This window comes from Saccharothrix sp., from assembly GCF_031180885.1.
Classification (GTDB): Bacteria; Actinomycetota; Actinomycetes; order Mycobacteriales; family Pseudonocardiaceae; genus Actinosynnema.
The window spans coordinates 45552-69565 of record NZ_JAPSLK010000004.1 but is presented as its reverse complement, the minus strand read 5'-3'; the positions used below and the strand labels follow the sequence as shown (position 1 = coordinate 69565).

The 24014-nt window shown below is 70.0% G+C and carries 21 protein-coding genes; 12 read left to right on the top strand and 9 right to left on the bottom strand.

Going from position 1 to position 24014, the window contains the following annotated elements; translation table 11 throughout:
* Nucleotides 1-158: 158 nt before the first annotated feature.
* Both RIN75_RS08585 and RIN75_RS08580 read right to left on the bottom strand, forming a co-directional pair.
* Nucleotides 159-2204: a family 43 glycosylhydrolase gene (locus RIN75_RS08585; RefSeq protein WP_309111273.1), complete on the bottom strand. Its 2046-nt coding sequence runs from the start codon at nucleotides 2202-2204 to the stop codon at nucleotides 159-161.
* A 36-nt stretch (nucleotides 2205-2240) separates the two neighbouring features.
* Nucleotides 2241-3521 carry a family 43 glycosylhydrolase gene (locus tag RIN75_RS08580; RefSeq protein WP_309111272.1) on the bottom strand — a complete coding sequence of 427 codons (1281 nt, stop codon included), beginning with the start codon at nucleotides 3519-3521 and terminating at the stop codon, nucleotides 2241-2243.
* Nucleotides 3522-3963: 442 nt separating this feature from the next.
* On the opposite strand from RIN75_RS08580, the gene RIN75_RS08575 reads away from it, so the two are divergent.
* Nucleotides 3964-6615 (top strand): right-handed parallel beta-helix repeat-containing protein, encoded by a 2652-nt coding sequence (locus RIN75_RS08575; RefSeq protein WP_309111271.1) that lies wholly within the window; start codon nucleotides 3964-3966, stop codon nucleotides 6613-6615.
* 38 nt (nucleotides 6616-6653) lie between these two features.
* On the opposite strand, the gene RIN75_RS08570 is transcribed toward RIN75_RS08575, so the two are convergent.
* Together RIN75_RS08570 and RIN75_RS08565 are read right to left on the bottom strand one after the other, a co-directional pair.
* Entirely contained in the window at nucleotides 6654-7952 is a 1299-nt protein-coding gene (locus RIN75_RS08570; protein ID WP_309111270.1) for an SLC13 family permease, read from the bottom strand.
* Nucleotides 7953-8014: 62 nt separating this feature from the next.
* Nucleotides 8015-9106 (bottom strand): PrpF domain-containing protein, encoded by a 1092-nt coding sequence (locus RIN75_RS08565; protein WP_309111269.1) that lies wholly within the window; start codon nucleotides 9104-9106, stop codon nucleotides 8015-8017.
* A gap of 244 nt (nucleotides 9107-9350) precedes the next feature.
* On the opposite strand from RIN75_RS08565, the gene RIN75_RS08560 reads away from it, so the two are divergent.
* The 3 genes from RIN75_RS08560 to RIN75_RS08550 all read left to right on the top strand — a co-directional run bounded on the left by RIN75_RS08560 (nucleotide 9351) and on the right by RIN75_RS08550 (nucleotide 11992).
* Nucleotides 9351-10262: a LysR family transcriptional regulator gene (locus RIN75_RS08560; RefSeq protein ID WP_309111268.1), complete on the top strand. Its 912-nt coding sequence runs from the start codon at nucleotides 9351-9353 to the stop codon at nucleotides 10260-10262.
* Nucleotides 10263-10389: 127 nt separating this feature from the next.
* The gene (locus tag RIN75_RS08555; protein WP_309111267.1) at nucleotides 10390-11100 is read left to right on the top strand and encodes a DUF4386 domain-containing protein; all 711 of its coding nucleotides are present in this window, start codon (nucleotides 10390-10392) and stop codon (nucleotides 11098-11100) included.
* Nucleotides 11090-11992, top strand: coding sequence for an alpha/beta hydrolase (locus RIN75_RS08550; RefSeq protein WP_309111266.1), 903 nt, complete (start codon nucleotides 11090-11092; stop codon nucleotides 11990-11992). Before RIN75_RS08555 ends, RIN75_RS08550 begins: the two co-directional genes overlap by 11 nt.
* A gap of 120 nt (nucleotides 11993-12112) precedes the next feature.
* Here RIN75_RS08550 and RIN75_RS08545 read toward each other — a convergent pair whose 3' ends face one another.
* Nucleotides 12113-12244 (bottom strand): hypothetical protein, encoded by a 132-nt coding sequence (locus tag RIN75_RS08545; RefSeq protein WP_309111265.1) that lies wholly within the window; start codon nucleotides 12242-12244, stop codon nucleotides 12113-12115.
* A 711-nt stretch (nucleotides 12245-12955) separates the two neighbouring features.
* Here RIN75_RS08545 and RIN75_RS08540 point away from each other — a divergent pair.
* Nucleotides 12956-14233 carry a M14 family metallopeptidase gene (locus RIN75_RS08540; protein ID WP_309111264.1) on the top strand — a complete coding sequence of 426 codons (1278 nt, stop codon included), beginning with the start codon at nucleotides 12956-12958 and terminating at the stop codon, nucleotides 14231-14233.
* 38 nt (nucleotides 14234-14271) lie between these two features.
* Here RIN75_RS08540 and RIN75_RS08535 read toward each other — a convergent pair whose 3' ends face one another.
* Complete coding sequence (locus RIN75_RS08535) at nucleotides 14272-15276, bottom strand: cytochrome d ubiquinol oxidase subunit II (RefSeq protein WP_309111263.1); 1005 nt, start codon at nucleotides 15274-15276, stop codon at nucleotides 14272-14274.
* The gene (locus RIN75_RS08530) at nucleotides 15273-16613 is read right to left on the bottom strand and encodes a cytochrome ubiquinol oxidase subunit I (protein ID WP_309111262.1); all 1341 of its coding nucleotides are present in this window, start codon (nucleotides 16611-16613) and stop codon (nucleotides 15273-15275) included. Before RIN75_RS08530 ends, RIN75_RS08535 begins: the two co-directional genes overlap by 4 nt.
* Nucleotides 16614-16838: 225 nt before the next feature.
* Here RIN75_RS08530 and RIN75_RS08525 point away from each other — a divergent pair, with 225 nt between their 5' ends.
* The gene (locus RIN75_RS08525; RefSeq protein ID WP_309111465.1) at nucleotides 16839-17321 is read left to right on the top strand and encodes a DinB family protein; all 483 of its coding nucleotides are present in this window, start codon (nucleotides 16839-16841) and stop codon (nucleotides 17319-17321) included.
* A gap of 41 nt (nucleotides 17322-17362) precedes the next feature.
* Here the strand turns inward: RIN75_RS08525 and RIN75_RS08520 are convergent, their stop codons facing one another.
* Nucleotides 17363-17866, bottom strand: coding sequence for a hypothetical protein (locus tag RIN75_RS08520; RefSeq protein ID WP_309111261.1), 504 nt, complete (start codon nucleotides 17864-17866; stop codon nucleotides 17363-17365).
* 172 nt (nucleotides 17867-18038) lie between these two features.
* Between RIN75_RS08520 and RIN75_RS08515 the strand changes: the two genes are divergently transcribed.
* The 4 genes from RIN75_RS08515 to RIN75_RS08500 all read left to right on the top strand — a co-directional run bounded on the left by RIN75_RS08515 (nucleotide 18039) and on the right by RIN75_RS08500 (nucleotide 21670).
* Nucleotides 18039-18278 (top strand): hypothetical protein, encoded by a 240-nt coding sequence (locus RIN75_RS08515; protein ID WP_309111260.1) that lies wholly within the window; start codon nucleotides 18039-18041, stop codon nucleotides 18276-18278.
* A gap of 292 nt (nucleotides 18279-18570) precedes the next feature.
* A complete protein-coding gene (locus RIN75_RS08510) occupies nucleotides 18571-20031 on the top strand; it encodes an alkaline phosphatase PhoX (RefSeq protein ID WP_309111259.1) in 1461 nt (486 codons plus the stop codon).
* Nucleotides 20032-20337: 306 nt separating this feature from the next.
* Nucleotides 20338-20955, top strand: a complete 618-nt coding sequence (locus tag RIN75_RS08505) for a cyclase (protein ID WP_309111258.1) — start codon at nucleotides 20338-20340, stop codon at nucleotides 20953-20955.
* Nucleotides 20956-21253: 298 nt separating this feature from the next.
* A complete protein-coding gene (locus tag RIN75_RS08500) occupies nucleotides 21254-21670 on the top strand; it encodes a nuclear transport factor 2 family protein (protein WP_309111257.1) in 417 nt (138 codons plus the stop codon).
* Here the strand turns inward: RIN75_RS08500 and RIN75_RS08495 are convergent.
* Entirely contained in the window at nucleotides 21662-22111 is a 450-nt protein-coding gene (locus RIN75_RS08495; RefSeq protein WP_309111256.1) for an Lrp/AsnC family transcriptional regulator, read from the bottom strand. The genes RIN75_RS08500 and RIN75_RS08495 overlap by 9 nt on opposite strands.
* Nucleotides 22112-22186: 75 nt before the next feature.
* Here RIN75_RS08495 and RIN75_RS08490 point away from each other — a divergent pair, with 75 nt between their 5' ends.
* Both RIN75_RS08490 and RIN75_RS08485 read left to right on the top strand, forming a co-directional pair.
* Complete coding sequence (locus tag RIN75_RS08490; RefSeq protein WP_309111255.1) at nucleotides 22187-23092, top strand: SMP-30/gluconolactonase/LRE family protein; 906 nt, start codon at nucleotides 22187-22189, stop codon at nucleotides 23090-23092.
* A gap of 10 nt (nucleotides 23093-23102) precedes the next feature.
* Nucleotides 23103-24014, top strand: a complete 912-nt coding sequence (locus RIN75_RS08485; protein WP_309111254.1) for an MBL fold metallo-hydrolase — start codon at nucleotides 23103-23105, stop codon at nucleotides 24012-24014.

Here is a 24014-nt window from a genome sequence, read left to right as displayed (position 1 = left end):
CTTCACCACGGGAACACTCGACCCACAAGTTGGACATGGAGATCATTGTCAACTCGGGACCAAGTGTGTCCTTTGTGGAGCCGCAAGCCAAGCCCTCCATCTCATTAGGACACGGAGCCCGCACGGCGGCGCGGAGTGAGCGGTCGGCGAGGAATGCATTACGCAGCGCGACGGAAGGTCCACCGTTGGTTGGAGCCGCCGGTGTCGCGGTACTGGATCAGCGCAACGCCGTCGGCCGTGCTTCCCCCGCCTACGTCGAGGACCTTGCCGCTGTGGCGGTTGACCACGACGAACACCCCACCGGACTCCGGACGCAACTGCCACTGCTGACTCGCCCGACCGTCCGCGCTCGCCTGCACGACCCGAGCGCCGTCCGCCAGCGACGACCCCGCCACGTCGAGCACCTTGCCGCTACGCACGCACGTGATCGTGTGATAACCATCCACTGTGGACTGGAACATCCACTGCTGGTTGGCAGCCCCGGTGTCACGCCACTGGATCACCGCGGCACCGTCCGCCATCGACCCGCCGGAGACGTCGACCACCTTGCCACTGCGTACGCTGACGCACTTGTAGGACCTAGGAGGCGCGATCGTGTACTGCACCGAATCCACATCCACATACCCGGTGCCATTGGGGTTGTACGTATAGATGCCGACCCGGTCACCGCGATAACCGCCCCACGTCAGCTGGTAAGTCTCACCGAACGGCGTGAACGTGCTCCCGTCCACGCTGTAGGAGAACCGGCTAACCCCGTTCACATCCCACGACGTGCGCAACCACACGGCGTTCTGCGTGATCACCGGCCCACTGGTCACGCTACCGCCCACGTTGTGCGCCAGCGTCGTAGCAGAACCAGAACGCCGCACTCCCAACCCGGCATAGGTCGCCGCGTAGTGGCACAACCCCGCGTGCTGGCCATCCGCCAGACCGGCCAGCTCAAGACGGACGGTGACCGTCGCGCCACCAGCCGTGCGCAGCACCCGTTGGGTGAGCGTGTTCCCGACCTTGGTCAAGTTGTCGGCCACCAGCGGCGCGAAAGCCTTCAACCGCAGAAAACCGGGACGCTCCGTCAACGACCACCGGTCCGCACGCGGCTGGTAGTGCCACTCCCACTGCGGCTTCAAACGGGCATCGGTGAACAGGTCACTCGTCACCACCCCAGGCAGCGCGTCGACCGGCAGACCCGGCGTGCCACCCGCCGGCACCCGACCCGTCCACACCATGTTGCCGATGCCGTCGGCGCCCACCTCGCCCATGATCGGCCAGCCGTCCACCCAGGTCACCGGCAGCAGGGACAGCACGCGCCCCTCCCACTGCCCCGTGCCGTGGTGGGTCACCCAGTACCAAGCCCCGTCCGGCGCCTGCACCAGCCCGCCCTGGTTGGGCTCCCGGCCCACCGCGCGCGAGACGTGCAGCAACTGCCTGGTCTCGAACGGCCCGTAGAGGCTGCTGCCCCGGTTCATCATGACCACCCGGCCCTCGGACTTCACCTCGCTGAACAGGTGGTAGTAAGTGCCGTTGATCTTGTAGAGCTTGTTGGCCTCGCTCCCCCGCGACTGGTGGATGACCGTGGACGGACCGACCAGCGACTTCCCGTCCGCGGACAGCTTGAACAGGTGCACCTTGTAGGCGTCCGCGTAGTTCGTGGTGACCAGGTAACCCTGGCCGTCGTCGTCCCAGAACGGGCACACGTCGTTCCAGCCGCTGGTCCGCCACAGCGCGTGCAACGGCTCCCACGGCCCGCTCGGCGACGGGGCCGACGTCATGAAGAACCCCTCGTCCGGCGTGTTGAAGTACACCCAGAACCGCCCCGCGTGGTGGCGGATCGACCCGGCCCACACGCCGCGGCCGTAGCGGTTCATCCGGTCCCAGTTCAGCTCGGGTCCGATGCGGGTGACGTCGTCGACCGCGCCGCCGATCGTCCGCCAGTTGACCAGGTCCTTCGAGTGCAGGACGGCCATGCCGGGCGAGTACCCGAACGTGCTGGTGATGCCGTAGTAGTCGGAGCCGACCCGGATGCAGTCCCAGTCGCTGAGGTCGGCCGGGACGATCGGGTTGACGTAGGTGCCGTCACCCTGGTCGCCCCACGTCCCGGCCGGGGGCGGGGCCGCCGCGGCGCTCGGCGGCAGGAGGCCCGGCAGCACGAGCGCCCCGGTGCCGACGGCGGTGAGCCGGCCGAGCTGTCGCCTGGTGATGTCCACGATCCCGCCCCTTCCATTCTCCGCGACAACGACAACTCAGACGGACGCCTGGCGCCAGCGCTGGTTCGCGCTGCCGGTGCAGGTCCACTGGATGAGCCGGGTCCCGCTGGTCGTGGCGGCCGAGGGCACGTCGAGGCACTTGCCGCTGGCCCGGTTGACCAGTGACACGGTGGTCGCGTCGATGGTGCGCACGGTCCACTGCTGGTTGAGGCCGCCGTGGCAGCGCCACTGCACGACGTCCGCGCCGTTCGCGGTCGAACTGCCCGACACGTCCAGGCACGAGCCGGTCGCCCGGTTGATCACCTCGACGTAGCCGCCCGGCTTCGCGCGCAGCTGCCAGTGCTGGGACTCCGCGGTCGACGCGGTCGCCTGCTGGACCGCGGAACCGGAGGTGTCCAGCCGCAGGCCGCTGTGCTGCGCGGTGAACGTGGCGAACGGCCCCACGCCGCCCGGGGTCTGCACCACCGTGCGGATCGTGCCGTCGGCGTTGTGGACCAGCCGGTCCATCACCACCGACCGCTTGTAGCCGCCACCACCCTCAAGGGCGTTCTTGTGGTAGGCGACGTACCACTGCCCCTGGTACTGGAACAGCGAGTGGTGGTTGGTGCTGACGTTGACGTAGTCCAGGAGCACGCCCCGGTAGGTGAACGGACCCAGCGGCGAGGAGCCGGTGGCGTAGTGGATCTGGCCCGGCCAGCCGGTCGAGTACGAGAAGTAGTACGTGTCGCCGAACTTGTGCAGGTGCGGCGCCTCGCCGTACTTGGTCGCGCCGGTCAGGCCCACGTCGGTGATCGGCCCGGCCGTGGACGCCATGTCCGCGCCCAACCGGACCACCTTCGGCGTGCGCGTGCCGAAGTACATGTAGGACGACCCGTCGTCGTCGGTGAAGATCATCGGGTCGATGGGCTCGTCGCCGACGTTGGTGTCCCGGGCGCGGTCCACCAGCGCGCTGCCCCGCGCGTCGGTGAACGGACCCGTGGGCGAGGACGAGACCGCGACGCCGATCTTGGTCCGGTCGACGGGCAGGTAGAGGTAGTAGCGGCCGTTGCGCTCCGTCGCACCGGGTGCCCACGCGTACCGGCTGGCCCAGGAGAAGCCCGCGATCGAGAAGACGTCGCCGTGATCGGTCCAGTCGACCAGGTTCGACGACGAGTAGGACCGCCACGACTTGGAGTCCCAGTACGTGCCGCTGTTGGTCTGGTCGTCGGTGAGGTAGAGGTGCACCCGCCCGTTGAACACGTGTGCGGACGGGTCCGCGATGAAGCGGTCCGGGATGATCGGGTTCGCGGCGCTCGCCGACGGCACCCCGACGACCATGGAACCCACGAGGACGCCCGCGGTCAGGACACCGCTGAGGACGTTTCGACTGACGGCACGACGTTCGCGTGAAGTCTCGATGGTGACCACTCCCAATCTGCGCTGTTCGGGTGTGTGTCCGCTGTGGACCTTCCGAGCCAAGGTCCGCGACGTTAACGCTAACACCGGCGCGCGGGAATACCCAAGACCTCGATTCGAAGACCGCAAAGCCGGCCCGTACCTACTAATCAGTACGTAGGCTCCATCGGCCACAGCCTCGCCGACTCCAATCGGAGGCAATTCATGTGAACGATAACAATCCGCCCGGTCGGACCCTTGCCGGCCTCGAAAAACTTGCGCTACGGTGCCGGAGCCGACCCACGGAACAGCACCACTCCACTGTGGACGGTGTACGGCGCTTTGCGGTTTCGGCGATCAACGAAGATCCACGAGAGGAACCGGTGTGGCCCCACTCTTACCCGCCAGGCGAACCCTGTCGTGGTCGCTGGCGTTGACGCTCTCCGCGCTCTCGCTCACCGGTTCCGCGCAGCCCGCGGCAGCCGCCGTCCAGGCGACCTACTACGTCTCACCGTCCGGCAACGACGCCAACCCCGGGACGATCACCGCACCGTTCCGCACGGTCCAGCGCGCCCGGGACGTCGTCCGCACGGTCAACTCCGCCATGACCGGCGACATCCGCGTCTTCCTGCGCGGCGGGACCTACCCGATCTCCACCACGATCGACTTCACGCCAAGGGATTCGGGCACGAACGGCCACCGGGTGCTCTACTCCGCCCACCCGGGTGAGACGCCGGTCCTCAACGCGGGCGTCAAGGTGACCGGCTGGACCCAGCACAGCGGCAACATCTGGAAGGCCCCGCTCACGCGCTCGACCAAGCTGCGCGCGCTCTACGTCAACGACGAACGCGCGTCCATGGCCGCGAAGACGATCACCTCGCTCGGCTGCCACGGCACCTACACCGTCACCGCCGGCCAGGCCCCCTGGGCGTGGGAGTCCGGCTCGGAGTGCGACGGGTCCCGGTACAGCCTGTCCGACCTCCCCGCGATCGCCGCGAACCAGACCGACCTCGAGATCGAGACCAGGACGACGTGGACCACGGCCATCGTGGGCGTCCGGCAGGTCACCGCGACCGCCGACAACCGCGTCGCCCTGTTCCAGCAGCCGGGCGCGGCCATCGCCCAGGGCGCGTACAACGGCGACTTCCAGCCCACCGGCACCCACAAGATCATGAACGCCTACGAGTTCCTGGACACGCCCGGCGAGTTCCACTTCGACCGCGCCAACCAGACCCTCTACTACTACAAAGCCCCCACCGACAACATGACGACCGCGTCCGTCTGGGCGCCGAACAACGTCCCCACGGTCCTCAAGATCGCCGGCACCTCGACCTCGAACCACGTCCGCGACCTGACCTTCAGCGGCATCACCGTCGAGCACTCGGACTGGAACCTGTTCGACGTCGCGGGCTCACCCTTCAAGCAGGCCCAGCAGGGCAACGGCGGCAACCGCTTCTACGCCAGGAAGAACTTCCACGCCTACCACTACCGCAACGTCGAACTGCCGCCGGGAGCCGTCGAGCTGCAGAACGCGACCGGCATCGTCCTGGAGCGCAACAAGGTGGCGCACACCGGCGCCGACGGCATCACCCTGAACAACGACGTCCGCGACTCGAAGCTGCTCGGCAACCGCACCGACGACATCGCCGGGTCGGCGGTCAACGTCGGGCACCCGCAGCACGTCTACATCGGCGACCACACCGCCACGAACAACGAGAAGTACCCCGCGTCGGTCGAGGGCGTCAGCCGCGACGTCGAGATCAGGAACAACCACCTCCACGACAGCGCGGTGCTGTTCAACGGCAGCAGCCCCGTGTCGGCCTACTTCGTCGACACGCTGTCCGTGCGGCACAACCTGATCGAGAAGGCGCCGTGGAACGGCATCACGCTCGGCTGGGGCTGGTGGAACTTCGACGGTTCCACGAACTCGGTCGTGCCGAACGTGCCGACCACCACGGCCAGGAACAACACCATCAGCCACAACCACATCGTCGACACCATGCAGCGCCTGGCCGACTCCGCGCCGATCTACACGCTGGGCAGCCAACCCGGCACCACGATCGCCCACAACTACCTGCACGGCGTGCCGGCCGGGCACACCTACGGCCTGCACCCCGACGAGGGTTCGGCGTTCATCAACCACCACGACAACGTGTTGCACATTTCGCCGAACGTGGCGTACGCGATCAACTCGGGCACGTGGGGACGCCAGCACGACCTGCGCATCACCAACACCTACGGCACCATCAACAAGATCGCCAACAAGAACGTCCCGAACAGCACCATCGAGGACGTGCGCGCCTACTCCGACAACGTCTGGCCCTCGGCGGCGTACCGGATCACCGTGGAGGCCGGCCTCGAACCGGCGTACCGGGACATCGTGCCCGGCGGCGGGCCCGACCGGGTACTGCCGGCGTCCACCTTCAACGACACCGGAGCGTCGTCGATCCCGATCAGGAGCACCGGCGACGCGTCCAAGACGATCTGGCTCGCCCCGTCCGGCACGACGACCTTCACCCCCGGCCCCACCATGACCCGGGCGAGCGGCACCGCGACCACCATCGCGCTCCCGGAATCGCCCGGCGACTACAAGCTCTACGTCGTGGACGCGCAGGGCACCCGGTCCGCGGAGTCGACGTCGGTCGTCCGGCAGCAGTGGACCCACGTCGACGACAAGGACACCCGCGTGAAGTACACGGGCACGTGGCGCAACTGGAACGACACCCGGGACTTCCGCGGCTCGGAGAGCTTCACCGTCCAGTCGGGCAGCTCGGTCGAGTACACGTTCACGGGTGCGGCCGTCCAGTACGTCGGCATGACGCAGCCCAACATGGGCAAGGTGGACGTCTACATCGACGGCACGCTCGCGCAGTCCGACATCGACGCCTATGCGCCTTCGGTGACCAAGCAGGTCCCGCTGTTCCGCAAGACGGATCTGCCCGTCGGGTCGCACACGATCAAGGTCGTGTGCAAGGGCACGAAGAACCCGGCCGCCACCAACACCGTGTGCGCGTTGGACGCTTTCTCCAGCCGATGACCGGAAGGCCGCGGCACCCGCCGCGGCCTTCCCACCACTCAGAACGAACCCGGCAGCACCAGCGCCGCCCACGCCGCGACCGGCCCGAGCGCGACGATCACGCAGGTGTAGGAGATCACCTGCCGGTAGAACCGGTTCCGGTCGACCCCCCGGGCATTCGCCAGGACCAGTGCGCCGTTGGTGGAGAACGGGGAGACGTCGACGATCGTGGTGGAGATGGCCATCGCGGCGACGACCCCCGCGACCGGCAGCGATCCGGTGAGCAGCAACGGGATCGCCATCGGGATGGTCGCGGTGAGGATCGCCGTGGAGGACGCGAACGCCGAGGTGACACCGACGACGATGCACAGCACCAGCGCCACCAGCAACGGGGCTCCCAGCCCCACCGCGCCGTGCGCGACCCAGTCGATGGTGCCGGAGTGCTCCAGCACGCCCACGTAGGTGACCATGCCCGCGACCAGCAGGATCGTCGGCCAACTGATGCCGTCGACGGCCTTGCCCAGGTTCGCGCGGTCGAACAGGGCGAGCACGGCGCCGGCGGCCAGCGCGAGGAAGCCGATCTGGAGGTGGAAGGCCAGCGCGCCGACCACGAGCACGACCAGCGCCGTGAGCGTGGCGCGCTGGTGCCAGGTCACCGCGATCGTCCGCGGCTCGACCGCGGTGGCGACCCCGCCACCGGTCGGCGCAGGCGCACCTCCGCCGGTTGGGACACCGTCGGATTCCCCGACGAAGCTCTCCTCGCCCCGGCGGCGGAGCAGCACGTAGGTGCCGGCCGCGAGCAGCAGGTTGAAGCCGAGGCTGGCGAAGAACAACGCGGCGTGGGAGACCGCCAGGCCGGACTTGGCCACGATCCCGTACACCAGCGCACCGGACACCGCCATCGGCGAGAACGCCCCGGCGTGCGCGCCGCAGATCACCATCATGCCGATCATCAGCGGGCTGATCCGGTAGGTGAACGCGAAGCTCATCCCGATCGGCACCAGCAGCGCGACGGCCGCCGGGGTGAAGGTGCCCAGCGCGGTCAACGTGCCGGCGACGGCGAACAGCACCCACGGGACGAGGCTCGCGCGGCCCCGCACGAGCCGGATCCCGCCCTGCACCAACAGGTCGATCGTGCCGTTCAGCTTGGCCACCGAGAACAGGTAGGTGACCCCGACGACGGTGATGAACAGCGAGACCGGGAAACCCTCGAAGATCTCCTTGTCCTCCAGGCCGAACACGAGCGTGCCGACGACGAACGACGCGACCAGCGCGAGGATCCCGATGTTGATGGGCAGCACCGTGGCGACGGCGAACATGCCGCCCAGGACCAGGATCGCGATTATCTGTGATGACATCATTGTCCTCTTCGTCCATCCGGCCGGCCCGCGACGCATCCCGTCCGGGCAGGACGGTGCGGTCAGGCGGCCGACGCTGCGGTCGGTGTCGTGGGCTCGTCGTCGGGCAGGACGAGGGTCGCGTCGCCGATGCGGCGGGTCGTGCGGGTGACGCCGATCGCGAACCGCCCGTCCCGGGTTCCCGCGCGCGTGGTCACGACTCCGGCCGGGGTGTCCAGGCGCAGCACCTCCTGTCCGCCGGCGGTGAAGTCGGACAGGACGGTACCCGGCGTGTGGGCGGCGGCGGTGAGCGCGACGCTCCCGGTGACGGCCAGCGCGGGGTGCGTCCGGCCCATGGACAGCATCCGCACGGTCACGTCCGAACGCCCGGCCCGACCGGCGCTGACCAGGGCGAGCTTGGGGGTGGCGCGGGCGGCCCCGGCGGGATCGGCGGCCAGACCCATGCGGACCGCCGCGGCCCGGCGGATGCGGTCGAGCCGTCCGAGCAGGTCTTCGCGGGCGTCGAGGGTGGCCGGTGACGCCGCTCCGTCCACGCCGACCTCGTCGGCGGGGACGAGCACGACGGGCGCGCCGGCATCGAGCAACGTCACGCGCACCCCGTCCACCCGGTCGACCGCGTTGCCCGTGGGCAGCAACGCACCGGTCGTCCGCCCGGCCGGCTCGACGAACCACAGGTGCACGCCGAGTCCGGGTCGGGCCACGCCCGGGATGCGGTCCGAACCCTCTTCGGTCACCCGGCCGTCGGGCGTCGGCACGTCGACCACGATCAGCTGGCCGGTGTTGGTGTTGTCGATGCGCACCGTCGTGACGTCGCCGGTGGGCACGACCCAGCCGCGCCGCAGCGCGTAGGGGCCCACGACGGCCGAGCAGTTGCCGCAGTTGCTCGTCCAGTCCACCCGGCCGTCGGCGATGCCGATCTGGGCGAACGTGTACTCGACGTCGATGCCCGGCCGGTCGCTGGGGGTCAGCACGACGGCCTTGCTGGTGGTGGAGGTCGCCCCGCCGACGCCGTCGACCTGGCGCGGGTCGGGGCTCCCGTACAGCCGCAGCAACACGTCGTCGACGCCGCGGCCGGGCACCGTGAGCACATCGCGCTCGAACACCCAGCACTTGCTGGTGCCGCCGCGCATCCACGTCGCCGGTATCTCTCGCACTGCCACTCCTTCACGCCCTCGGAATGGCGGCTACCGTGCCTCGCGCCGAGCGTGAACACAATGACGAGATTTCGCACCCCCATGAAGCAACACTTCACGCTCTTTGGCTCCGCCAGCCCGGCGTTCGAAGCGCCTCCCGGCCAAACTGCCAGTTCATCTGGCGACCAGCAGCCTGAAGCTAAGCTGCACGGAAGTCGCATATCGGTGAACTGACCGCATCAACTTTTTCGCCCGGAGGAGCACCGTGCTGGACGTCCGACGCTTGGCCCTGCTCGCCGCCGTGGTCGACACGGGCTCGATGACCGCCGCCGCCGAACAGCTCGGCTACACCGCCTCCGCGGTCTCCCAGCAACTGCGCCGCCTGGAAGTGGAGGTCGGTCAACCCCTGCTGCACCGGCAGGCCCGGGGCGTCCGCCCCACCGAAGCCGGAGCCGTGCTGGCCGGCCACGCCCGCCAGATCCTGCGTCGGCTCAGCGCCGCCGAGGCCGATCTGGCCGAACTCGCCGGACTGCGCCGGGGCACCATCGCGCTGGGCGTGTTCCCCACCGTCGCCAGCGCCCTGCTCCCCGAGGTCGTCAGCCGGTTCCGCCGCCAGTACCCCGACCTCCGCCTGGACGTCCGCAGCACCCGGTTCGACGAACTCGTCGAGCTGCTGGAGAACGGCACGGTCGGGCTCGCACTGCTGTGGGACTACGCGTGGAACCGCGTCGACGTCCCCGACATCTCCCTGACCCCGCTGCTGGACGACCCGACCGTCCTCATCGTCGCCGCCGACCACCGCCTGGCGCGCAAGCGGTTCACCACCATGGCCGAGCTGTCCGAAGAGGACTGGATCGTGCGCGCCCACGACCACCCGGTGGCCGAGGTCCTCGAACGCAGCTGCCGGGCGGCCGGGTTCACCCCGAAGATCGCTTTCGAGGCCAACGACTACCAGGAGGCGCAGGCGATGGTCAGCGTCGGCCTCGGCATCGCCCTCGCCCCGCGGACGGCGGTCCGCAACCCGAACCCGGACGTCCGCGTCCTGGCGCTGGGCACCGACGTCCCCGCGCGCCGCGTCCTGCTGGCCCACCGCCAGGACCGCCTCCGCGCCCCCGCCGAACTCGCCATGCACCAACTCCTGGTCGACGTGGCCCGCGAGTACCAGACCAGGATCTGACTCCCGCCCAGTCCCGCGAGGCGCAGTCCCGCGAGGCGCCCAGTCCTGCGAGGTCAAACATTCTTGACACCATGTCAGGACCGCTTTACCTTGGCCATGTCAAACTTTTTGTACATGGGAGCGGGACATGATCCACGACTTGGCACGCACCGCCAGAACGACCGGATGGCTCTACCTCGCCATGGCCGTCACCGCCGCACTCGGCTTCCTCGTCATCCGCCCGCAGCTCTTCGCGGCCGGCGACCCCCAGGCGACGCTGGCCAACCTCGTCACGCACGGGTCGCTCGCCCGCGTGAGCGTCGCCCTGGAACTGGCCATGGTCGCCGCCCAAGCCCTGACCGCGGCCTGGTTCTACCGCCTGTTCCGCAGCGTGAACTCCTTCGCCGCCGCCGGGATCGCCGTGTTCGGCACGGTCAACGCGATCGCGGTGCTGGTGAGCGCGGCGATGGTGGGCACGGCGATCCAGGTCTCGGCCGACCCGTTCGGCGAGGCGGCGGGCACCGTCCAGGTCCTGTACCTGATCAGCTCCAACATGTGGGGCGTCGGCGCGCTGTTCTTCGGTCTGTGGCTCATCCCCATGGGCTGGTGCGTGCTCCGCTCCGGCTGGATGCCCCGCGCCCTCGGCTGGATCCTCATGGTCGGCGGCGTCGCCTACATCCTCAGCCCGTTCGTCCTCTACCTCGTCCCCGACGCGCAAACCCTCTTCGACGCCATGGCTTTCCCCGCGTCCATCGGCGAGTTCTGGATCGTCGGGTACCTGCTCGTCCGCGGCGTGCGCCGGCCCGCGCAGTCGGTCGCGGAGGCCGAAACACCAAGCGGTGTCACGGATGCGCGATAGCCTGGCCGCCGTCGCGCAGTCGCTCTGGAGGTTGACGATGCACCCGGCCGTCCACACGTTCCGCACTCCCGGCGGCGTCACGCTCGGCGTCGAGCACTTCGGGGACGCGACCGCGCCCCTGGTTCTGCTCGTGGGCGGCCCGACCATGCTGTCCTGGCCCGACGAGCTGTGCGCGGCGCTCGCGGACGGCGGGCGGCACGTCGTGCGCTACGACCTGCGCGACTCCGGCGCCTCGACCACCGTCGACCCGGACGCACCCGCGTACACCCTGCGCGACCTCGCCGCCGACGCCGCCGCCCTCGCCCGCGGGCTCGACGACCGGCCCGCGCACCTGGCGGGCATCGGCATCGGCGGCATGGTCGCCCAGGTCGCCGCGCTCGACCACCCGGACGCGTTCGCCGCGCTCACCCTCATCGGCACCCGCCCCGTCGCCCCCGGCCCGGTCGACGACGACCTGCCCGACCACGACCGGGCGACCATGAAGCGGCGGTTCTCGCTCACCATGCCCGACTGGTCCGACCGCGCCGCCGTGGCCGACTTCGCCGCCGCCCGAGCCGAAATCCTCGGCGACGACCCGGACGCGGCCCGCACCACCGCCGAACGCGTCTTCGACCGCACGCCGAGCACCGAGCCGGCGGTCCAACTGGCCAACCAGATGGGCATGGTGTTCGCCAAGCTCGACTGCAAGCCGCGGTGGCGCGAGCGCCTGCCCGAACTCACCATCCCGACGCTCGTCGTCCACGGCCGCCACGACCGGTTCTTCCCGGTCGGCAACGGCGAAGCCCTCGCCCGCGACATCCCCGGCGCCCGCCTGCTCGTCCTGGACCAGGCCGCGACCGCGCTCCCCGCCGCGTCCGCCGACGAACTCGCCACCGCGATGCTCGCCCGGTAACTCGCCCGGTTCCTGCCGCCCTGCCACCTTGGCGGTGTGCACGCACAGCCCCTCGGCCGGCGCCTCCCGGCCGCCCGGTACGCGCGGTAGGTGCAGCGCCTTCACCCGGCCTGCCGCATGTCACTGCCGTGGCGGCTGGTCCGGGTCGTCGGTCGTGCCGATCGCGTCGTCCACGTCGGTCTCCCCGCGCGTGCGCACCGGACCGTGGTCGGGCTGCTCCGGCTGGGGTGGCGATTCCGGTTGCTCGCTCATGCCCCGAGTGTGGGCCAAGCAGAGCAGACGCGCTCGACGTGGAGAACGCCCGCTCTTGGCGGACCGGCCGGTGGTGACCTGTCCGGGTGGGACGGTTGTCCCGATCGAGCGTCCGGGTCGGGGACGGATCGCTACGTCCGGGCCGAGGGACACACCGGTTCGGCGGAAGTGCACGCCTCAACCGGTGGTCACGAGCATCGACGCGGATTTGACGGGGCAGTCTCGGTGTTGCGGCCACTGGTGCCGCATGCGACTTCGACATCCAGGAGACTGCGATGAACGCCGGCTGGACGAACCGTCGGATCACCGGTCCTCTCGCCGCGGTGGTTCTCGTCGCCGGGGCGGTCGCGTGCGACGACGACCGCGGACAGCCAGGTGCTGCCGGGCCGCTCGGTCACTGCGGGCGGTCATCCGACCAGTGACGTCTCGCGGTGCCCGTTCGGGTTGAAGTCGGCGTCGGGGGCCGGCGAGATCACGTTCAACTGAGCAGCGGACGTGATCGATGGGGTGTCCCGGCAGAACGTCCAACGCGCCCTGCGCGACCACGTCACCGCCGTTCCTGCGTACCCCGCCGCCGGTCGTCACGCTCCAGATGCGGGTGACCACCGTTCGTAGGTGTTGATCAAGCGTCCAGTGCCCTCATACTCGCCTTCGGCGCGGCGGTCCCCTCCTCACCCCTGCACCGACCGCCGGCTGGTCTGGAGGTCTTCCATGAAGGTAAGGGTGGGGTTGGTGACGGCGGCGTTGTTGCTGCTGGGCACCAACGCGATGGCTGCCCAACCGGACGGCACGCCGTACTACTGGCAGGTCCCGGGAGCCGACGAGCGCACGCTCCAGAACGCCGGGTTCGACGTCGAACACGGTGTCGACGGCGGCGTCCAAGTGGTCGGCAACGCGCGCGTGGCCGCACGGCTGACCGCACTGGGCTACCAGCCGAAGAAGTTCGACACGGTCTACAAGCCGGTGCCCCGCACCGGGGACATCGGTGTCCAGACGTTCTACGGCGGCTACCACACGGTGGCCGAGCACGAGAAGCACCTCGACGACGTCGCCGCCGCGTACCCGGCGTTGACCCAGGTCTACGACATCGGCGACAGCTGGCGCAAGACCCGCGGCCTGGGCGGCCACGACATCAAAGCCATCTGCATCACCAGGAAGCAGGCCGGCGACTGCGCCCTCAACCCCAACTCCGCCAAACCCCGCTTCGCGATGATCGCCCAGCTGCACGCGCGGGAACTGGCCACCGGCGAGCTGGCGTGGCGCTGGATCGACCACCTCACCCGCGGCTACGGCACCGACGCCGAGGTGACGTCCATTGTGGACACCACCGAGCTGTGGGTCATCCCCATCGTCAACCCCGACGGCGTGGACATCGTCGCCTCCGGCGGCAGCCGCCCGCTGATGCAGCGCAAGAACGCCAACAACACCGGCGCCTCGTGCTCCGTGCCGAGCTACGGCGTGGACCTCAACCGCAACTCCACGTTCAAGTGGGGCGGCGCGGGCACCAACCGGTGCGGCGAGACCTACCAGGGCACCGCCGCCGGGTCGGAGCCCGAGACCAGGGCCATCGAGGCGTGGTTCAAGCAGCTGTTCCCCGACCAGCGCGGCCCCGGCGACACCGACCCCGCGCCGGTGACCACCACGGGCGTGATGATCACCATCCACAGCTACGGCAACCTGATCATGCCGCCGTGGGGCTGGACGTGGAACACCAACCCGAACGCGACCCAACTCGCGGCCCTGGGCCGCAAGATGGCCGCGTTCAACGGCTACACCGTGGTGGCCGAGGGCGACACCCCCGGCACGACCGACGACTTCACCTACGGCAACCTCGGCATCGCCAGCTACACCTTCGAGATCGGGTCCAGCAGCGGCAACTGCGGCGGGTTCTTCCCGCAGTACTCGTGCGTGGACAGCCTGTTCTGGCCCAGGAACAAGGGCGCGTTCCTGACCGCGGCGAAGGCGGCCAAGGCCCCCTACGCGAGCTGAACCCCGTGACCACGTGGACGCGGTTCGCGTCCACGTGGTCACGTCCGCGCATCGGTCGCCCGCTGGAACAGCACGTACAGGTAGACCAGGCACGGCACCAGGACCACCGAGCCCACCGACAGCGCGACCAACAACGCCTGCAACGTGGCCCGACCGGTCGCCGCCTCCTCCACCGTCACCGAAGCCGGCAGCAGGTACGGGTACTGGCCCACCGCCCACCCGGTCAGGATCGCCGCCACCGCCAGCGCTGAGGCGATCCGCGCGGCCGTGTACCGCCGGGTCCACAGCAGGACCAGCGCGGTGAGCCCGGCGGCCACCGACGCCAGCACGACCGGCAACCCGCGCCCGGTCAAACCCTCGAACAACAACGGCGCGTCCGCCCGCAGCACCGCGATCCCCGCCAACCCGACCGCACCCGTCACCAGACCCGCACCCAGCGCACGGGTGCGGAACGCCGCCGCCAGGTCGTCCTGCCCGTCCCGCCGCGCGTCACCGCACAGGAACACCGCCGCCAAGTACGCGCACACCAACACCGCCAGCACGCCACCCAGCATCGACGTCGGATTCGCCCAACTCGCCACCACGTCCCCCGCCGCGATCCCCGGCGGCACCCGCCCCGACGCCACCCCGCCTACCACCGCCCCGAAGAAGAACGGCGTGAGCAGCGACGACAACGCGAACGCCGCCCCGAAGAACCGCCGCATCCCCAACGTGCCGACGCTCTTGCGATAGGCGAAGGCCGCGCCACGCCCGATGATCCCGAACGCCGCCAGCGTGAGCGGCACGTAGAGCGTGGTCACGGCGGCGGCGAACGCGCCGGAGAACCCCGTCCACAACACCACCATCACGAAGATCAACCACACGTGGTTGGCCTCCCACACCGGCCCGATCGACCGCTCGACCCGCTCCCGCACCGCACGACCCCGCTCGGTGCCGCCGGCCGTCAGGTCCCAGATCCCGCCCCCGAAGTCCGCCCCGCCGAACAGGGCGTACGCCACCAGACCGAGGAACGCCGCCCCCAGCACCACCTCCGCCAACGTCATCGGACCCCCTCCTGCTCCTGCGGCGCCAGCGTCTCCCGACCCCGGGCCAACCGGCGCAACACGATCACCGTGAACACCGTCAGCACCGCGTACACGGCCACCACCGCCACGAGCCCCCACGCCAACCCGGCCGCCGGACTCACCGCGTCCTCGGTCCGCATGAGCCCGTACACGATCCACGGCTGCCGACCCACCTCCGTCGTGATCCACCCCGCTTCCATGGCCACCACCGCCCCCACCCCGGACACCGCGACCGCCCGCAGGAACCAGTCGGTGCGCGGCAACCGCCGCCGACGCCACCACACCAGGCCGAACCACCCGGCCAACCCCAGCAACGCCGTGCCGATCAGCACCATCGCGTTGTAGGCCAAATGCACGACGTTGACCGGTGGCCGCTGATCGGCCGGGAACTCCTCCAGCCCCGGCACCACACCGTCCGGATCGTGGTGGACCAGCAACGACAGCCCGTACGGGATCTCCAGCGCATACCGCAGCTCGTCGTCCACGTAGATCCCGCCGATCGACAGGCCCGCCCCGGCGGTCGTCTCGTACTGGCCCTCCATCGCGGCCAACTTCGCCGGCTGGTTGTCCGCGACCGTGTTGGCGATCCAGTCACCCACGCCGATCTGCACCGGGGTCGCGATCGCGGCCACCGCGAGCGGGATGAGCAGACCCAGCCGGTGGTGGCGGTCCCGCCGGCCGCGCAGCATCCCCACCGCGTACACCGAGGCGACCAGGAACCCGGTGACCATGAACGCCGCCAGCCACATGTGCGTGAACTGCGGCCACGTCGAGGGGCTGAACATCGCCGCCCACGGCCGCGCGTCCACCACGTTCCCGTCGGCGTCCAGGCTGAAGCCGACCGGGTTGTTCATCCACGCGTTCGCCGACACCACGAAGAACGCGCCCGCGACCCCCGCGACCACCATCGGCAGCGCGCTGAGCATGTGCGCGCGGGGCGACAACCGGTTCCACCCGAACAGGTACACCCCGACGAAGATCGCCTCGACGAAGAACGCGAACCCCTCCAGCACGAACGGGAACCCGAACACCTCGCCGAACCGGTCCATCAGCCCAGGCCACAGGATGCCCATCTCGAAGGAGAGCAACGTCCCCGACACCGCGCCCGCCGCGAACAGCACCCCCATCGCCTTGGCCCACGTGCGCGCCAGCCCGCTCAGCACCGGGTCGCCACGCCGATGCCCCAGCCACTCGGTGAACACCACGATCGCCGGGAACGCGATGCCGAAACACGCGAACACGATGTGCCACCCCAGCGACAACGCCATCTGATTGCGGGCGAACAACAAATTCCCCGAGTCGACGACCTCCCACACCGCCACGCACCTCCCGTCACCCGACTGGGGGGAACGTTGCCGGCAACCACCGACCTCCGCACCCCGAGCGCCCGCGGGTGGTACTTCTGATCCGCAGCTTTGTCCTGGGGTTCGGCTGCTTTGATTCCGTCCTTTGATCAGCACTGAAGATATTATGACAACCGAATCGGCTTGCTTCCGGTGACCCGACCTTGAAATGCTCCACGCATGGGCGAAACCGTGACTCTGTCCACTATGGACGTGCTGAACCATTCGCTGCGCGAGCAGTTCGAGGCTTTCCTCGACGAGCACCGCCGGATGATCAACGCGTGCCTGGACGGGCTGACCGAGGAGCAGGTGAGGCGGTCGCTGGTGCCGTCGCGGACGACGTTGCTGGGTTTGGTGAAGCACGCGACTTTCGTCGAGAAGGTGTGGTTCGACGAGGCCGTGACGTGCCGACCGCGGGCGGAGATCGGCATCCCGGCGACCCCGGACGAGTCGTTCATCCTGGACGAGACGGACACCATCGCCGGCATCCAACAGGCCCACCGGGAGGCGTGCGAAGCGTCCCGCCAGGCCACCGCGTCGTTGGCCCTCGACGACCTGCTCCCGGGCAACCGCCGCGGCCCTATCCCCCTCCGCTGGGTGTACCTGCACGTGATCCGCGAACTGGCCCAGCACGCCGGCCACGCCGACATCCTCCGCGAACAACTCCTGGCACGCTCCTGACCGCCGCCTCGTCCCGGCGGCGGTCAGGAGCGGCGGGGGTGCTAGCAGACGATCCCGGGGTTGAAGGCGGCGAACATCCCGTCCGGGTTGTGCTCCCACACCCACGCGTGCAGGTCGTAGTGGACCGGCATGCCCGGCTCGTGGCCCTCCATGGGTCCGTCGAACCCGACGCCGAACAGGAACGGCCGGTCGAAGTCGGTGTCGGTCCGCCCGTCCGCGTCGACCTGGAACCACTCGACCGCCACCAGCCGCAACCGCCCGCTCGGGGTCGGTGCGTAGACGAGCAGTTCGGGGCGCTCGACGTCGAGGCCCGGTCCGGCCAGTGCCGGGTTGAAGTAGTGGAACCCCATGCCGGGGACGCAGTCGCCGGCCGGCACGTACCCGGCGTCCAGGGCGGTCTGGAGGTTGTGGAAGTGCACGGTGGCCAAGCGGACCCTGGCGAGGTCCATCCCCACCTGGGCACCGGCCGGCACCGCCTGCGCGGGCGCGACGAGCACCCCCAACAGCGCGACGAGGGCCGCCGCGAGCACGGCTGTTCGCTTCATGATCTCTCCTCCGTGGGGTGACAGGAGATCTCCCGGACGAGCGCGCTACCCGTGGAGTCGGGAGAGGCCAAGGGAAGCGTTACACCGATCGGCGCAGCAAGGTCATCCTTTCGGCGGCATTGAGGCGCAGGTGGTCGCCCTGCGTGCAGGGCCGAGGTGGCTGACACGCGCGGTGGCTGACACGCGCGGTGGCCGATACGCGCAACGAGGAGTACCGAGGGACGGCGGCGCGACCAGCCGGGCCTGGACCGCTCCCGTGCTCTGCGATGTGGACCGGGCGGTGCTGACCTTCGACCCGGGCATGTTCACCTTGGGCATGTTCGCCATAGGCGTGTTCGACCCGGGCATGTTCGACCGGGGCATGGTGAGCAGGTGGCGTACCGGTTGGGAGGTGGGCTTCGGCTGCCGGTAGGTGTCCACCCCACCAACGCAACCCGCCCAACGCAACCCAACTCCCGCCACACCCCCGCACCGCCGCCACACCGCCACCGCACCGCCGCCGCCACAGCTCGCCCGCCCGCCGCAGCACGCCCATCCACTGCAACCCCACACCACAACCCCACACCGCAGCCCCACGACCCCGCCCCAATACCCCCGCCGCAATACCCCCGGCCGCAAAACCCTTGCCGCAAACCCTCGCCCACCCCCGCCATCCCCCCACCTCACCACTTGCGCGACCACCCACCCGGGCGCACGATGCGGCGATGGATCGTCGTACCGTTCTGCGTGGAGCCGTTGCCGGTGCCCTGCTGGGCGGCCCCTTCGCCGGCTTCCTCAACCGAGCCGCAGCCGCACCCGCCGCCACCCGCACCGCCCGATCAAGGGCCAACCCCCTGACCCCGATCCCCGACCTCCGCGACGGAACCGTCCGCCTGTGGCTGCCCGAAGGCTTCCACTACCGGTCCTTCCACGACACCGAGTCCACCGTCGTCCTCGACGACAAGACCGTCCTCCCCGGACGCCACGACGGCATGGGCGCCTTCCCCGCCCCCCGCGGCAACTACCTCCTCGTCCGCAACCACGAGCTCAACGGCCCCGGCAAAGCCTTCGGCGACACCGCCAAGGCCTACGACACCGCCGCCCAAGGCGGCACCACCACCGTCGAAGTGACCCGCTACGGCGAAGTCGTCCGCTCCCACACCAGCCTCAACGGCACGATGATGAACTGCTCCGGCGGCCGGATGCCCTGGGGCTCCTGGATCTCCTGCGAAGAGACCATCAACGGCCCCGACGTCGGCCCCGACTTCACCGGCGCGCCCAACGTCAACCTCACCCAGCGCCACGGCTTCATCTTCGAAGTCCCCGTCCGCGGCGAGTCCGACCGCGAACCGATCACCGCCGCCGGCCGCTTCGCCCACGAATCGGTCGCCTTCGACCCGCTCGGCGGCTACCTCTACCTCACCGAGGACAACTTCGGCTTCGCCTCGGGCTTCTACCGCTACCGCCCCCGCCGCAGCCCGTTCGCCACCGGCAAGCTCGACAACCAGGGCCGGTTGCAAATGCTCAAGATCAAGAACATCCCCAACGCCCACCTCGAAGCCGCCCAACCCCAAGGCACCAGCTACCAGACCGAATGGGTCGACATCGACGACCCGGCCCCGACTTTCCCCTACACCGCGGGCCAACCCGCCCCCACCACCAACGACACCGCGCTCAACCACGTCGCCGCCCAGGGCCAAGCCCAAGGCGCGGCCCTGTTCTCCCGGCTGGAAGGCTCGGCCTACGACCGCGGCGTCGTGTACTTCACCTCCACCCAGGGCGGCGGTCCCGCCGAGACCGGGCCGGACACGGTCGGCGGCTACGGCAACGGAACCGGACAGATCTGGGGCTACGACACGAGTTCCGGCGTCCTCACGCTGCTCTACCAGTCCCCCGGCCCGGACGTGCTGGACTTCCCGGACAACGTCACCACCAGCAAGCGCGGCACGCTCGTCGTCTGCGAGGACGGCGTCAACGACAACTACCTGCGCGGCCTGGCCCGCGACGGCCAACTGTTCGACATCGCCCTCAACCGCCTCACCAGCAGCACCGGCACGCCCCGGTTCAACGACGAGTTCGCGGGCTCGACCTTCAGCCCCGACGGCCACACCCTGTTCGTCAACATCCAAGCCTCAAGGGGGATGACGTTCGCCATCTGGGGACCGTGGGGCCGAATCGGCGTCTGACCCCTTGGCGGCGTCCACTGCGCACTCGGTGGGGTAAACCGGGGGTAACACATAACCACCCGCCCGGCGGCGTCCGAACGCCCTGCGTAGACCGAGCACCACCATCCGGGCGACCAGCAACTCCCCACGACACAACCGCAGGTCACCACCCCGGCGCAGCCACCCGCCGCCAACACCACCGACCGTCACCGACAACGATCTTGCCCTCTACCACCCTTCCTTGACGTGAAGACTATTCACAAGTAACGATCTCGTTGCCGCGGCTCTCTGCACTCCCTGCCACCCCAGTGAACCGAGGTAACCCTGATGACACCTCGTCGAACCCTGTCCGCGCTCGCCCTGGCGGCCGTCGCCACCGTCGCCTTCGCACCCACGGCGGTCGCCGTCCCGCACACGGCGAACTTCGCCTGCCAGGGCAGCACCCCGGTCGGCCCGGAGAACTTCACCCTCAGCCAGAGCGCCGAGGTCACCGCACCCGCGACGGTCGCGCCCGGCGGCGGCCTCGCGGTCGTGATCGACCCGGCGCCCAACACCGTCCCCTCGTCGGTCAACGGCTACACCGTCCGGCGCGTGCAGTCGCTCGCGCTGAAGGTGCCGATCCCGGCGAACTCCACGTACGTGTCCGCCACCCTGTCCGGCGGGTCGAACGTGGGCACCACCAGCCTGACCGTCAGCGGCGGGATCGCGACCCTGTCCGCGAGCGGTCCCATCGCCGGCGGCTCGACCTTCGAGTTGCCCACGGTCACCGTGCAGCTCAAGGCGGGCTCGTCCGGCACGATCCAGACCAAGCTGTACGGCACCTCCTACAGCGACCCGGGCCTGACGTTCACCGCCGTCGTGTCCTCGTTCATCGGCAACGTCAACGTCCCGACCCGCTGCTACCCCAACCCGAACCCGGTCATCACCACCACGACGATCGGCTGACCACAGGTGGTCCCGTGCGAGGCGCCCGCACGGGACCACCGCGGCCGACCGGGGCGATCCGCGCAGCCGAGCGGGGACGGCGGCGACTCCCGCAGCCGAGCGGGACGGCGGCGACCACCGCGGCCGACCCGCGCGGCCGACCACCGCCGCCGACCACCACCGCCGCCGACCACCGCCGCCGGCGAGCCCCGTGGCCGAGCAGGGGCAGCGGCGACCACCGCCGCCAACCCATCGCCGCCGACCACTGCGTCCGATCGCCGCCGGCGGCGAGCCCCGCGCCGGCCGCAGGATGATCTTCATGACCGCTCTCGAAGTGCTCGAAGGCATGTACGCCGCCGAGGTCGACTACCTCGCCGCGGGCGGGCCGGGACAGGCGTCCTTCGCGCCGCTCGCACCGTTCTTCGCCCCCGATGTCGTGCTGCACCAAGCGGAATCGCTGCCCTACGGCGGCGTGTGGCGCGGACACGACGGCATGGAGCGGTTCTTCCTCCGGATGAGCCGGACGTGGGAGCGCTTCGACCTGGTGGAGCAGGAGTTCCTGACCCGCACCAGCCCGCTGGTGGTGCTGACCCGCGTGCACGCCCGCGTCCGCGCGACCGGTCGGGAGCTGGAGTTCCCGATCCTCCAGGTGATCACCGTCGAGGACGGGCGCATCACCGAGGTCCGGCCGTTCTACTGGGACACCGGCACGATCGCCGCCGCCTGCTCAGCGTGAACCCGGGTCCGCCGACCGCTCGAAACACGTCTCCAGCACCACGATCGCGTTCGTCCCGGACACCCCCGCGATGTCGTGCACCTCCCGCAGCGCCACCTGCAACTCGCGCGTCCCGGCCGTCCGGACCTTCAGCAGCAGCGACGCCTTCCCGGCCACGATGTGCGCCTCCTCCACCGCGGGCAGGGCGCGCAAAGCGTCGGCGGTCTCCGGCGACCCCACCCACGCCGACGAGTCGACCAGGACGAACGCCAGCACGTCCAACCCGAGCGCGGCGGGGTCGACCTCGATCGTGGTCCGCCGGATCACCCCGCGCTCCCGCAGCTTGCGCACCCGCTCGTGCGCCGCCGCCGCGGACAGCCCCACCTGCGCCCCCAGAGCCGCGTAGGACAGGGTCGCGTCCTCCCGCAGCAGCGCCAGCACGGCCCGGTCAGTGTCGTCCATCGCGCACTCCTCACCAGATGCTGTCAAGCAGTATAAGCTGACGACCAGATGAGATTCGGCATTGAGGAGCTAGGCATGGATGTCATCCCGACCAAGGTGGAGTCGCTCGACGAGCGGCTGCTGATCTTCGGTGACGACCTGCTGGAACGGCTGTGGTCGGGCGGCAAGTGGACCGAGGGGCCTGCGTACGTGCCCGCCGGCCGGTACCTGCTGTGGAGCGACATCCCCAACGACCGGGTCCTGCGCTGGGACGAGACCACCGGCCACGTCGGCGTCTTCCGCGCCCCCGCCGGGTACGCCAACGGCCGCACGCTCGACGCGCAGGCCCGGGTGATCACCTGCGAGCAGGGCGAACGGCGGGTCACCCGCACCGAGCACGACGGCTCGACCACAGTCCTCGCCGACCGGGTGGACGGCAAGAGGTTCAACAGCCCCAACGACGTCGTGGTGGCGCCCGACGGCAGCGTGTGGTTCACCGACCCGCCCTACGGCATCCTCAGCGACTACGAAGGCGTGCGGGCGGAGTCGGAGATCGGGGCGTGCCACGTCTACCGGGCCGACCCGATCACCGGGGAAGTCCGGGTCGTCGCCGACGACTTCGAGCGACCCAACGGCCTCGCGTTCTCGCCCGACTGGACCACGCTCTACATCGTCGACACGCAGCGCAACCACATCCGGGCGTTCGAGGTCGACGGCGACAAGCTGCGCGGCGGCGACGAGGTGGCGCGGTGCACGAAAGGCCAGTTCGACGGCATCCGGCTGGACGAGCAGGGTCGGATCTGGGCGGCGGCCGGCGACGGCGTCCACTGCATCCACCCGGACGGCACGCTGCTCGGCCGGATCGGCGTGCCCGAAGTGGTGTCGAACGTGTGCTTCGGCGGCCCCAAGCGCAACCGCCTGTTCATCACCGCCACCACGTCGGTCTACTCGTTGCTGTTCAACGTCAACGGCGCGCGGCCGGTGCACTCGCCCGTTCGGTAGGTTGCGCGGCATGACCGATCTTCGGGAAGTCGCGCCCGGCGTGTTCGCGTGGGTGCAGGCGGACGGCACGTGGTGGATCAACAACGCCGGGGCGGTGCACGCCGGCGGCGAGGTCGTGCTGGTCGACACGTGCGCGACCCGCCGCAGGACGCAGGCGTTCCTGGACGCGGTGTCCGCGGCGACCGGCGGCGCGCCGGTGACGGTCGCGCTGAACACCCACCTGCACGGCGACCACGTCTACGGCAACGCCCTGCTCCCGCCGACCACGGTCATCGCCGCGCACGAGCTGACCCGGCAGGGGGTGCTGGCCGACTTCATCCTGGCCAACACCCCGCCCGTGTGGTCGCCGACCCCGGACTGGGGCATCGACGCCGTCCGCGCGCCCTCGCTGACGTTCCGCGACGAGATCACCCTGCACGCGGGCGACAAGCCGATCGTCGTGCGCCACCCGGGCTTCGCCGCCCACACCCTCGGCGACGCGGTGGCGTGGCTGCCCGAGGACCGGGTGCTGTTCACCGGCGACCTGGTCTTCCACGGCGTGACCCCGCTGATCGCGATGGGCTCGCTGTCCGGCGCGCTCAAGTCCCTCGACTGGCTGCGCACCTTCGACCCGCTGGTGGTCGTGCCCGGCCACGGCCCGCTCGTCGAAGGTCCACAGTGGACAGAGGTGCTGGCCGCCCACGCCCGCTACTACGAGTTCGTGGCGAACACCGCCGAGTCGGCGACGTCCCGCGGCCTGACCCCGCTCGAAGCGGCCCGCGAGGCGGACCTGGGCGAGTTCGCCGCCCTCCCGGACAGCGAACGCCTCGTCCTCAACCTCCACCGCGCGTACGCGGACACCAACGGCACTGACATCGACATCGCGGCGGCCCTGGGCGACGCCATCGCCTACCACGGGGGCCCGCTGCGCTGCGCGGTCTGA

Excerpts from the sequence above, each read along its gene's own strand:
- RIN75_RS08580 (WP_309111272.1), bottom strand. The coding sequence starts at position 3,521 with ATGGTCGTCGGGGTGCCGTCGGCGAGCGCCGCGAACCCGATCATCCCG.
- RIN75_RS08570 (WP_309111270.1), bottom strand. The coding sequence starts at position 7,952 with ATGTCATCACAGATAATCGCGATCCTGGTCCTGGGCGGCATGTTCGCC.
- RIN75_RS08555 (WP_309111267.1), top strand. The coding sequence starts at position 10,390 with ATGATCCACGACTTGGCACGCACCGCCAGAACGACCGGATGGCTCTAC.
- RIN75_RS08550 (WP_309111266.1), top strand. The coding sequence starts at position 11,090 with ATGCGCGATAGCCTGGCCGCCGTCGCGCAGTCGCTCTGGAGGTTGACG.
- RIN75_RS08545 (WP_309111265.1), bottom strand. The coding sequence starts at position 12,244 with ATGAGCGAGCAACCGGAATCGCCACCCCAGCCGGAGCAGCCCGACCAC.
- RIN75_RS08540 (WP_309111264.1), top strand. The coding sequence starts at position 12,956 with ATGAAGGTAAGGGTGGGGTTGGTGACGGCGGCGTTGTTGCTGCTGGGC.
- RIN75_RS08535 (WP_309111263.1), bottom strand. The coding sequence starts at position 15,276 with ATGACGTTGGCGGAGGTGGTGCTGGGGGCGGCGTTCCTCGGTCTGGTG.
- RIN75_RS08520 (WP_309111261.1), bottom strand. The coding sequence starts at position 17,866 with ATGAAGCGAACAGCCGTGCTCGCGGCGGCCCTCGTCGCGCTGTTGGGG.
- RIN75_RS08510 (WP_309111259.1), top strand. The coding sequence starts at position 18,571 with ATGGATCGTCGTACCGTTCTGCGTGGAGCCGTTGCCGGTGCCCTGCTG.
- RIN75_RS08505 (WP_309111258.1), top strand. The coding sequence starts at position 20,338 with ATGACACCTCGTCGAACCCTGTCCGCGCTCGCCCTGGCGGCCGTCGCC.
- RIN75_RS08500 (WP_309111257.1), top strand. The coding sequence starts at position 21,254 with ATGACCGCTCTCGAAGTGCTCGAAGGCATGTACGCCGCCGAGGTCGAC.
- RIN75_RS08495 (WP_309111256.1), bottom strand. The coding sequence starts at position 22,111 with ATGGACGACACTGACCGGGCCGTGCTGGCGCTGCTGCGGGAGGACGCG.
- RIN75_RS08490 (WP_309111255.1), top strand. The coding sequence starts at position 22,187 with ATGGATGTCATCCCGACCAAGGTGGAGTCGCTCGACGAGCGGCTGCTG.
- RIN75_RS08485 (WP_309111254.1), top strand. The coding sequence starts at position 23,103 with ATGACCGATCTTCGGGAAGTCGCGCCCGGCGTGTTCGCGTGGGTGCAG.